This is a genomic window from Phocaeicola sp., assembly GCF_048170425.1.
Classification (GTDB): Bacteria; Bacteroidota; Bacteroidia; order Bacteroidales; family Bacteroidaceae; genus Phocaeicola.
This window is the reverse complement of sequence record NZ_DBEXBB010000025.1, coordinates 1-10,860: the sequence shown is the minus strand read 5'-3', so window position 1 is coordinate 10,860 and position 10,860 is coordinate 1. Positions and strand designations below refer to the sequence as shown.

Sequence of the window (10,860 nt, the reverse complement as noted above, 5' to 3'; positions counted from 1 at the left end):
TCTTGTTGTATGTGACATAACCTATATCTACACCACAGAAGGGTTTGCATACCTTTCACTGGTAACGGATGCCTACAGCAGGTTTATCGTTGGATATTCACTGACCAGGACACTTGAGGTGGAGGGCCCTCTAAAGGCTATAAATCAGGCTATTGAAACATATCATTCCTATGGGATTGATATAGAAGGAATGGTACATCACTCGGACAGAGGGGTACAGTATGCTTCAAAAGCATATACAGACCTTCTAAAATCAAACAGGATAAGAATCAGCATGACGCAGACAGGTGATCCGCTTCATAATGCACTGGCTGAGAGAATGAACAATACAATAAAGAACGGATGGTTCTTCAATGACGGTGATTTGAACTTTGAACAGGTAAGCAGAGTTATAGATAAGTCCATTGATATGTATAACAGGGCAAGGCCACATAAGGCGCTCGGTATGAAAACTCCGATGGAAATCCTGACAGGAAGAAGTATGAATCCGCTTATGGATTACAGACAAAGCTGACGGATGTACTTCCCGGGACGGGGGCTCCCGCCCCTTGCCACACGGTGCTCCCCGAGCGGTGAGTTTTTTTGTCATACAAAGTTTGGTGTAAACCTTTTTAGGTGTAACTTTGTAAAAGTGAAAACCTTATCAGGTTTTAATACGAAAAGGTGTAAACCTATATATGATTTTAATTATTAACCTGTCAACTAAATTCAGTACACTTCACAGTGCAAGGACGTTTCAACTAAAACGCTTTTACGTTTAAAACAAAACGCAAAGACGTTTTACTTGAAACGTCCTTGCGTTTTATCTGAAATGCACTTGCGTTTGTTCGGAAACGCAAAGGCGTTTTTTTATGTCCGTTTTTACTGGTACAAGAAGCGTTTGATACTCTTCTTGGCAGTCTTTTCAAACTCTTCCGGATAAAGTTTCACTTGCGTAATCTGCGAGTAAGCCGGCAGCAGCTTGTTCAGTTCAATACGGTTCTGCTCCAATGCTTCCTCCAGCTGCTTCTTGTTCATTCCCTGCGAGAACGCATCCTCATTGTCCGGATAAACCAGCGCCACAAGCTTGTTCTCTTTCAGAATCACCAGCGACTCGTTCACGTAAGGCATGTTGTTCAGGCGAGCCTCAATTTCTTCCGGATAGATGTTCTGTCCGGAAGCGGTGAGCAGCATGTTCTTGCAACGGCCTTTGATGAAAATATTTCCTTCCTCATCCTTTATAGCCATGTCGCCCGTATGCAACCAGCCATCCTTGTCAATGGTCTGGGCAGTAGCACTCTCATTCTTGTAGTATCCCAGCATGACGTTCATACCCCGGCACACCAGTTCACCAGGAATCCGTGCAGGATCTTCCGAAAGCACCTTGGTTTCCATGTTAGACACAGTCTTTCCGCATGAAGTGTACAGAATCTCGTCCCATCGGCTGTGGCAGATAAGCGGAGCACACTCCGTCATACCGTATGCGATGGTGTAGGGGAAGTTGATTTTGCGCAGAAAGGCTTCTACCTCAGGGTTAAACGGTGCGCCTCCGATTACGATTTCGATAAAGTTTCCGCCGAACACCTCCATGGCTTGCTGACGAATCTGTTCCTTAATCTTATCGCTGATGATAGGCAGGTTCAGCAACAGCTTCCCGAGCTTGTTGTCCACCTTCGGAAGAATGTTCTTCTTGAAAATCTTTTCCACAATCAGCGGTACGCAGGCAATGACGCGCGGACGGATTACGGCAAACGATTCTGCAATGATTTTCGGACTCGGCATACGGGTCAGGAACCACAGGTGCGCTCCTTTGGTAATACCGTAAAGAAAATCGAACACCAGTCCGAAGATATGTCCCAGCGGGAGCATGGACACAATGCTGTCGCCCGGTTTCAGTCCCACCTTCTGGTCAATGTGCATGATGTTTGAAACGATGCTCCGGTAAGGCAGCATGACCCCTTTTGAATAACCGGTAGTACCTGAAGTATAGTTGATGACGGCCAGTTCTTCCGGGTCTTCCCGACGGTAAGATACCTGCTCGGCACGAAAGCGGCAGGGATATTTCTTCCCGAATTCCTCGTTCAGGTGCTCACGTGCGTACGTAAGCCTTTCCGAGCGAGATACCACCAAATCAAAATTCTTCAGTTCGATAATACCTTCCAGATTAGGCATGGCCACCTCATTATATTCTTCCCATACCTGATCGCCAACGAAAAGCATGCGTGCCTCCGAATGGTTGACAATATGATGTACGTTGTCGGCCTTGAATTCGTGAAGAATAGGAACTGCTACTGCGCCATAAGTAACGACGCCAAGAAAAGTGGCTGTCCAGTTGGCACTGTTGCGCCCGCACAGCGCGATTTTATCCCCTTTCTGGATTCCTGCATGTTCGAACAGGATATGCATTTTCTCTATCTTTCTAGCTACGTCTTTGTATTGCAGCGTAGCTCCTTTGTAGTCTGTCAGCGCATCACGGTCCCAGTTGGCGCGGATGCTTTCTTCAACAAGTTGTATAAAACTGTCTTGTATTTCCATCTTTAAATTGCACAATGTGTGACACAATGTGCGCAAAAATAATAAAAGTTAATAGAATTACCTCTATGAAAATCCCTTTTTTTACTAAAATCAGCTATTTATGCTATTCTTCCTGCCTTATTCATCTCCGAAAAACAGATTACCCAATGAGCGTATAGACAATGGCAGCCAACGCTGCACTTACCGGAATTGTAAGCACCCAGGCCGTCATCAAACTTCGGGTAACCCCCCAGCGAACCGCAGACAGGCGACGCGTGGCACCCACTCCGATGATAGCTCCTGATATGGTGTGAGTGGTGCTTACCGGAATTTTCAGATACTCCGTAAAATACAAGGTAAACGCGCCGGCAGTTTCGGCAATGACGCCTTCCAACGGGGTAACTCTGGTAATCCGGTTTCCCATGGTGCGCACTATTTTCCATCCTCCCGACATGGTGCCCAGTGAGATTGCAGTAAAGCAGGAAAAAGCAACCCAGTCGGGCAAGTCGGCTACGCAATTCACGCCCATGCCAATGCCTTGAGAATGAGCTGCTATCAGGGCAGCCGCAATGATGCCCATCACTTTCTGTGAATCGTTCAAGCCATGTCCGACGCTGAACAGGGCAGATGAGAGTAACTGCAGCCTTTTAAACCATTTCTCAGCTGTGTGAGGATGAGCCTTGCGGCACAGGTTGAGTACAATCAGGGTAAACACAAATGCCACAAACATGCCTATGACAGGAGCCAGAAAGATAAAAATCACGATTTTCAGGATGATTCCACCCTGAATGGCGCCCAACCCGTGAGCAGTGATGGCAGCTCCCGCAAACCCGCCGATAAGTGTGTGGGATGAGGAAGAAGGTATTCCTCTCCACCAGGTCCACAAGTTCCAGATAACGGCTGCAATTACTCCCGACAAAATGATGGGTAAAGTAATGTATTGCTCATGAACCGTTTTTGACACGGTGTTGGCAATACCAAAATCACCGATGAGGTATTTGGCGATGAAAAACGCCATAAAATTAAAACATGCAGCCCAGATTACGGCCTGGAACGGAGTCAGTACCTTGGTAGAAACAATGGTGGCTATTGCATTGGCTGCATCATGAAAACCATTGATATAGTCAAAGATCAGGGCCAGCACAATGATGGCAATAAGTAATTCCATGTGCAATAGATTTTTCAGGCGTATTTTACAATAATGTTCTTCAGGAGTTTTCCTACGTGGTCGGCAGCATCTGTCGTCCGTTCCAGTTCCTGCATGATTTCCTTCGTCTTGATTAGTTCGATGCAGTCGGTTTCTTCATTGAACAGCTGCATGATAAACAGTTCGTAGACTTCATCTGCCCGGTTCTCTATCTCATGAAGTTGCTGGCAGTATTCTTTCAGCTTGGACGGATGCTTGCTGAAAGTTTCCAGCTCGTCCATAGCCTTGCAGATGAGCGAGGCTCCCTGCTGTATGAGCACTGCCAGTTTTTGCCCGCTGGCTGAAATGGTACGGGGGTTGTAAATGGCAATTCGCTTGGATGCACTGTGAATCCGGTCAGCCACGTCATCGATGGAAGAAGCCAGGTCGTGTATGTCTTCCCGGTCAAAAGGAGTGATGAAGGTTTGACCAAGTTCCATGAAAATCCGTTGAGTCATCTGGTCGCCTTCTCTTTCGGCCTCCTTCACTTTACGGTAGTATTCCTGCCGTGTTTCCGGTGCATCATGTTCTATACTGTCAATTAATATTCTGGAAGCATTGAGCACAGTTTGCGACAATTGCTTTAATAAAGGAAAAAACTTGCTTTCTTTGGGTATAAATCGATTTAACAGAGAATTTTTCATACTGCTGTCTGTTTATTTTTTATTCGTATATATTCAATGAGGGCTGGGCAAAGTGAAACCAGTACGATACTTATCAGAAATAGTTCGAGGTTCTGCTGCACAAAAGGGATGTTCCCGAAAAAATAACCTGCCATGCAGAAAAGAGAGACCCAGAAAAGTGCCCCGGCGAGATTGTAAATCATAAATGTGTAATAGCTCATACGTCCCATTCCTGCCACAAACGGTGCAAAAGTGCGGACAACGGGAACAAAGCGGGCAATGATAATGGTTTTCCCGCCATATTTTTGAAAAAAATGATGTGTTTTCTCCAGATGGCTGTGCCTGAATATCCTTGAGTCCGGCTTGCTGAACAGTCTTTTCCCGAAAGAATGTCCCATCAGGTAATTGCAAGAATCGCCAAGCACGGCTGCTGAAAAAAGGACCAGTATCAGCAAGCTGATTTCCAACGGCATTCCCGGAAGTGATGCCACTGCACCGGAGACAAACAAAAGAGAGTCTCCGGGCAGAAACGGCAGGACTACAAGTCCGGTTTCACAGAAAATAATTAAAAACAGCAAGGCATATGTCCATCCGTGATACTCCTGCACGAGTGTAATCAGATGCTGGTCTATATGCAGGAATATATCAACAAAGAAATCCATGTGTCGTGCGCAGGGTTTTCATGAATGTGGCAGATTGTTCCCCTTTCAGGCAACAAAGTTCCATGACTGGTTCATACAAGAAAGAAGTGTAGGTCAGCACCTGGAAAGCTGTGTATTGGTTATCTTTTGAATGAACAACCAGCAAATATAACCGTGACTCTTCTGCCGGAAGAGCGGGCAGGTCACAATAGTCTGCCAGGTATTTCCTCAGGCAATGAAACTGGTCTTTTCTGAATGTCAGGCTTTTTCTGCACATCATACTACCTGTTCCTGCATAAGCCTGATAACAAGCCCGAAAACTCAGGCAATAGAATGAGATGCCTGCCAGCAAACTTCCGACCACAATTCTCAGCGCATCAATATTGGATTCCGACTTGCTTCCCGGCAGGAAAAACAGGCTGATGCCGGCAGCCAGCAAACAAATTGAAAGGCCTATGGTGAGAAAGCTGGTACGTTTCCGTATATCCTGAGTGGGATATGACTGTGACAAATTAAAGGTTTCCATAAATTTCGTTTTTGTTGTTGATAATAAATTAAGTACCCCGGCAATTTATAATCCTTGCAAAGCCTGCTTGGCCGTTGCGTTCTCAGGATCTAACTGTAGAATCTTGTTCCAGTATTCTTTAGACTTTTCATAGTCCTTTTGCAGGAAATAATAATACCCCAGGTAACTCTCACATTCGATAACAACCGATTTGGAAGCGTCCGCTTTCTTTTCCAGTAAAGTCAGAGCCGATTCATAATAAGGTTTGGCCAGTCCTTCCGTACTTTCAGGGTCGGCCATGGCATTGGTTCGTGCCCTCCAGAAGTAACCCAGATAATTGTCTGGTACACGCTGGGAAACTTCTGAAAATATCTCATCGGCTTTTTTTAGATAAGCTTCTTTTTCGGTTTCACCGACGGTACTGCTTCCGGCTGCCATGTAATATAGTCTGCCCATCAAAAACATGTCGCTTACCTCCGTCTTTCCTTTCAGTCCGTCCAGATAAACCTGATACAGGCGGATAGCCTCAGGATAATTTTGTAGTTTTTCGTGAGCGGCAGACGCTTCCTTGGCAATTTCCGGATGCTCATGTGCCGCATCTGCTTCGAGAGCTTTTTCAAACCATTGCATTGCCTCGTCATTTTTCTGACCCGCCAGCGACAGGCGTCCGCGATACAGGAAGTCCAGGTAGACATAGTCGCTTCCGTCGGGACGGTCAAAAAAAGCATCGGCAGCTTCAAGCCCCTCTTTATAGGAAGCTATCTCATACAAATCGTACATACGCAGACGTTTCAGGAGGTGATTGTCCTTGTCTGTGGCGAGTCCTTTCTCTACAGCTTCCAGTGATTGCGCATAGTCTTTATTTAAATATAGCAGCATGGCATAGCGGCCATAGTCTTGTGCATCGGGAGCGCCTTGTTGCATGAATTCATCGTAAGCAGACTTGGCCTTGCCATAATTCCCGGCTTGATAGTACGCATTGCCCAGTTCCCGGTTCACGTCTGGCAATTCGGGATGATTTGCCTTCAGTTTTGTCAGCATGTCAATAGAGAGCTGAGGGTTCACCCCGATGTAGGCACGTGCGTATTTGTAGTAGGCATCGTAGCAATTTGCATCAAACAAAATGGCTTGCTCGTAATATCCGCATGCCGTGCCCACATTCTTCTTTGACAAGGCAATGTCGCCGGCCAGCATGTATACCGGTGCTGATTTGGAATCTATTTTCATGGCACAGTCCACATAAGCTTGTGCTTCGTCCGGGCAGTTATGGGCCAGATAGGCATTGCCGACAGCGACCAGTAAGGAGATGTTTTTCTTGTTCTTTCCTTTCAGCAGTTCGCCGAACTCTTTGGCAGCTACTTCCGGTTTTTCATTGATGCCGGCTGCTATCTGTGCTATCTGCCGGCTGGATTCAGCAGTAAGTGCTTCTTGGGCAAAGCTGTATGAAGCGGAATATATCATCCCGCAGCATACAAGGCATAAAACTTTATTTTTCATCATAAATTGCTCGTTAAAATTAGAAATCATCTTTTACGTTTACAATCCGGACAGGCTGTGTGGCTGGCACCAGTCCCGACTTGAGGATAATCCGTTGGCCACGTTCTCCGGTCAGGAACGTCATCAATCCTGTAGGAAGTGCTCCTTTCGGATCGTTGACAAGGATATACACTTCATGGGTGAGCGGATAGTTTTTCAAGGCGAGATATGCCTGATAAGGTTTGAAACTGTTTTCAGAAGTGGCTTTTCGGCTTTCAGACACTGCCATCACTCTCACTTTCTGATTGAAAGAAAGCCGTGTCGTGTCCGCCTTGTTGCCTATCCAGTTGGCACCAATCACTCCAATGGCACCGGGAGTAACAGCCACATAGTCAATCACTTCTTCGTTGCTTTTCCGTGCGTTCAAAGAAGAGGAAAGCGGCTTCCCATGACAAATAGAGTCAATGACATAATGTACGGTTCCTGAGTTAGGATTATCGAACACCACTTGCAGGCGGCCCAGCTTTGAATCTGGATTTAACTCTTTCCATTCTGTGATTTCACCGGTTGCAATGCGCCGGAAATCTTCTACCGTAATCAGTGAATCTGGATTACTGCGATGGGTAATCAGTGCAACTCCGCTCAAAGCCATCCGAATGGATTCCGGAAAGAATTTACGTGTATGAAAAGAAATCAATTCTTCTTCTGTCAGCCGGCGGTTGGTGACTGCCAGTCGCACACTGTCTTTCAACAGCAGGTTGACGGCTTCCACTTCACTGCAATAAATCGGGATAATTGAAGCTTCCGGAGTCAATGCCTGATAGACTTGCAGTTCTTCCTCCATAATGGGTTTGAACGATTCGTCTACGGCAATCCGGATTGTTCCCGAATACAAAGTTTCCTCTTTATCTCCCTTTCCAGAGGAAGTGCAGGCAGAGAGTATGAGCATACACAACAGATATAGCATTAATTTCTTTTTCATACACTTTGGCAATTACTGTAATTTAAAAACGATGGGACAGGTATAGTAAACCGGCACATTACGCCCGTTCTGTTTTCCGGGAATCCACTGCGGCAGCGATTTTACCACACGTATTGCTTCTTTATCACAATAAGGGTCCAGCGAGCGGAGTACCTTGACATCTTCCACATGCCCTTGTGCATTAACGACAAAACGCAGAATGACTTTTCCTTGTATGCCGTTTTCCTGTGCCACAACGGGATATTTCAGATTTTGGGCAATGTATTTAAGAAGCTCCGCAGGACCTCCAGGAAACTGAGGCATCTGTTCCACCATCGTATAGGGTTCTTCTTTCTTGGTTTCCGGCGCTTGAGTAATGACCTCCTGCAGGTCGGCAATATCCTTACCATTCAGCTCATCATTTCCTTTTACGTCGGCAATGGATATTTGTACTTTGGTTTGTGTCAGCTCTTCCTGGCTTTTGAGTTCATCATCTTCGTGCACTTCTTCATCTTTCTTGATGACCGGTGCCGTGAACTTGATGGTACTCTTGAGAGCCGGAGGGGGAGGTGCGATAGGCTCCACCTTCTTTATAGCTTCTTCTTTTATTTCCGGTTCTTCCAATGCGGAAAGTTGGGTCACTTCTACCATCTCTTCTTTCTGCTCCGGCATAGCCATTTTTATAAGACGGGGCAGGGTAAATCCGGCAAATGCCACAACTGTAACGATAACCAAAGAGGCTGTCTGTCGCCTTCCCAGATCACGGCGCATTTTGTAGGCACCGTAACTTTTATTTCTATCTTTGAAAATGAGTTCGCACCATTCCAAAGAAGTTAAATCAACCTTTGACATTTTTTCCTTTTTTAAAGTTATACATTCTTGTCTGTCACATTTTGACTTAACCCGCCTTGAGAAATGTAGTTGTCTATCAGGAAACGGTCTCCGTCTGTAATGTCAACAATCACATATTTCCCTATACTGCAAATCTGCATTTCATCCAGTGCGTCTATCAGGTTTTTATAAGTCGACTTGTCAGTGGCCTTGATGATGACGGTAGGAGTGTCTTTCCCCGATTTCACGCTGGCAATTTCCTTCTTACATTCCTCTTCGGTGATTTCAAGTCTTGCTTTCTTATCCTTAAGTTCACGCACTTTCTTGACTGCTTCGTAGTTTTTACTAAGCAATAATTTACGTAATCCGCCGGCATCGTAAGTAGTTTCCTTTAGCGAAGCATAGTTCTTGTAGTCCGGTTCACCTTCATAATAATAAAGCTTTCCGTCCTCGGCCAGTAATAAAGTCAGTGCCTGGGAGGCCTTGACTTTATTTTGCTGCTCTTCGGTGATGTTTTTGTCATTGGAAGGCATACTGATTTCCATCGTCTGCGGTTTGCTTAGTGAAGTACACAGCATGAAGAAAGTTATCAGCAGCATATTCATGTCGACCATGGGGGTGAAATCTACACGAATATTCATTTTTTTCTGTTTGTTGCCTTTCTTTTCCTTATTGTTGTTTTCTTGAATTTCAGCCATATTCTTTCTGTTTTTTATTCTTCAGGGCCAGACTTTAAAGAAGTAATCAGATTGTATCTGTTCTCCTTAAGATCCTGAAGAGAGTTCATCACTTTTTTTATGACCGCGTATGGAGTTTGCTGGTCGGCCTTGATGGCAATGCGCAAGTCATGATTCGTAGCACGCGCATTGCGTACCCAGGCCTTAAACTGGTTGTCAATACTGTCACAAGGGATTCCCTGGTTCTTTAAAGTGCGGTCCTGCTGCTCTGTGCTAAGGGCAAGGAAAGATTTCATGTTCTTCATCGGCACTCCGAAGGTTTGAAACAATGAAAATTTCTTTATTTCTTGCGGAGTAAACGTAAGTCCATATTCCTTTCCCATAGCTTCTAGTGTAGCTGCCATGTCAGTTTGCTTGTCAAGACTCATAAAGATTCTGCCCTCGGGGTCCACCAGAATGGACATGATATTCGTTTCGGGTATCTTTATCTCTGAGATTGATGCAGGAGTGACAACCTGCACAGGCTCTTTTTTTACAAAACTGGCTGTCAGCATGAAAAAAGTAAGCAGTAGCACGGTTACATCGCTCATGGCTGTCATGTCGATGAACATACTTTTCTTCTGGATTTTAGCTCTACTCATAGTCGGAATTTTTTAAATGAAACCTCTGTTTCTGTCTGCACGAGGAAGACCTCAGGTGAACAGAATTAATGAGTAGCGGCAAAAGTCTGCACAATGGAGAAACCTACTTCGTCAAGACTATACGTCAGCTTGTCTATCTTGTTGGTGTAATAGTTATAGGAAATAACGGCTAATGCACCAGTCAAGATACCAAATGCCGTATTAATCAAGGCTTCAGAAATACCAGTAGATAACGCTACAGAGTCTGTTCCTCCTCCGGCAGAAAGTGCGGCAAATGAGCGGATCATACCAATTACGGTACCCAACAATCCCATCAAGGTTCCTAAAGTAGTGATAGTGGCAATGATAGGTAAGTTCTGCTGCATCATGGGAAGTTCAAGTGCGGTAGCTTCTTCCAGCTCTTTTTGTATAGCAAGGATTTTTTGTTCCTTGGTCAGTTCATTGCTCTGCTCCATTTCGCGGTATTTACGAAGAGTAGAACTTACTACATTTGCTACTGAACCACGCTGTTTGTCACATAATTCCTGCGCTTTTTCCATGTCTCCCTTGTTCAAGGCATCTTTAATCTGTTCTACAAATTTGGACAGTTTACTTCTTCCAAAAGATGCACGAAGGGTAAAATAGCGTTCTACACTTAACGTAAGTACTGTAAGCAAGAGTGTCTGAATAATAGGTACAATGATTCCCCCTTTGTAAATAGTACCTAACATGTTACCTGGAAGCGGATGATTATTAGGGTCATTGTTCATGAAATTCGCCGGGTTTCCAAATACAAAATGATAGATACCTATAGCTACAATAAAACATACGATGATAACTAAACCAG

The 10,860-nt window shown here is 45.0% G+C and carries 12 protein-coding genes; 1 reads left to right on the top strand and 11 read right to left on the bottom strand.

The genetic code is table 11. The annotated features are described in order from the left end of the window. On the top strand, nucleotides 1–514 hold a 514-nt coding region (locus ACMJ0U_RS01055; protein ID WP_417127582.1), incomplete at its 5' end, for a transposase. 347 nt (nucleotides 515–861) lie between these two features. On the opposite strand, the gene ACMJ0U_RS01050 is transcribed toward ACMJ0U_RS01055, so the two are convergent. From ACMJ0U_RS01050 to ACMJ0U_RS01000, 11 genes are all read right to left on the bottom strand, one after another. After that, a complete protein-coding gene (locus tag ACMJ0U_RS01050; protein WP_417127580.1) occupies nucleotides 862–2,514 on the bottom strand; it encodes an AMP-binding protein in 1,653 nt (550 codons plus the stop codon). Nucleotides 2,515–2,653: 139 nt separating this feature from the next. Continuing rightward, nucleotides 2,654–3,661, bottom strand: coding sequence for an anion permease (locus ACMJ0U_RS01045; RefSeq protein ID WP_417127578.1), 1,008 nt, complete (start codon nucleotides 3,659–3,661; stop codon nucleotides 2,654–2,656). Between the two features lie 14 nt (nucleotides 3,662–3,675). Next, nucleotides 3,676–4,323, bottom strand: coding sequence for a DUF47 domain-containing protein (locus tag ACMJ0U_RS01040; protein ID WP_417127576.1), 648 nt, complete (start codon nucleotides 4,321–4,323; stop codon nucleotides 3,676–3,678). Beyond that, entirely contained in the window at nucleotides 4,320–4,964 is a 645-nt protein-coding gene (locus ACMJ0U_RS01035) for a DedA family protein (protein ID WP_417127574.1), read from the bottom strand. Before ACMJ0U_RS01035 ends, ACMJ0U_RS01040 begins: the two co-directional genes overlap by 4 nt. Then, nucleotides 4,948–5,469 (bottom strand): hypothetical protein, encoded by a 522-nt coding sequence (locus tag ACMJ0U_RS01030; RefSeq protein WP_417127572.1) that lies wholly within the window; start codon nucleotides 5,467–5,469, stop codon nucleotides 4,948–4,950. The genes ACMJ0U_RS01035 and ACMJ0U_RS01030 overlap by 17 nt, the downstream gene beginning before the upstream one ends. 45 nt (nucleotides 5,470–5,514) lie before the next feature. Next, nucleotides 5,515–6,948, bottom strand: coding sequence for a tetratricopeptide repeat protein (locus ACMJ0U_RS01025; RefSeq protein ID WP_417127570.1), 1,434 nt, complete (start codon nucleotides 6,946–6,948; stop codon nucleotides 5,515–5,517). Nucleotides 6,949–6,964: 16 nt separating this feature from the next. Then, complete coding sequence (locus ACMJ0U_RS01020; RefSeq protein WP_417127568.1) at nucleotides 6,965–7,906, bottom strand: PstS family phosphate ABC transporter substrate-binding protein; 942 nt, start codon at nucleotides 7,904–7,906, stop codon at nucleotides 6,965–6,967. 12 nt (nucleotides 7,907–7,918) lie between these two features. Then, nucleotides 7,919–8,737, bottom strand: a complete 819-nt coding sequence (locus tag ACMJ0U_RS01015; RefSeq protein WP_417127566.1) for an energy transducer TonB — start codon at nucleotides 8,735–8,737, stop codon at nucleotides 7,919–7,921. 17 nt (nucleotides 8,738–8,754) lie between these two features. Continuing rightward, complete coding sequence (locus ACMJ0U_RS01010) at nucleotides 8,755–9,414, bottom strand: ExbD/TolR family protein (RefSeq protein WP_417127564.1); 660 nt, start codon at nucleotides 9,412–9,414, stop codon at nucleotides 8,755–8,757. A gap of 14 nt (nucleotides 9,415–9,428) precedes the next feature. Further along, a complete protein-coding gene (locus ACMJ0U_RS01005; protein WP_417127562.1) occupies nucleotides 9,429–10,034 on the bottom strand; it encodes an ExbD/TolR family protein in 606 nt (201 codons plus the stop codon). Nucleotides 10,035–10,099: 65 nt separating this feature from the next. Beyond that, nucleotides 10,100–10,860, bottom strand: a 761-nt coding sequence (locus ACMJ0U_RS01000) for a MotA/TolQ/ExbB proton channel family protein (RefSeq protein WP_417127560.1), incomplete at its 5' end; no start/stop codon positions are given.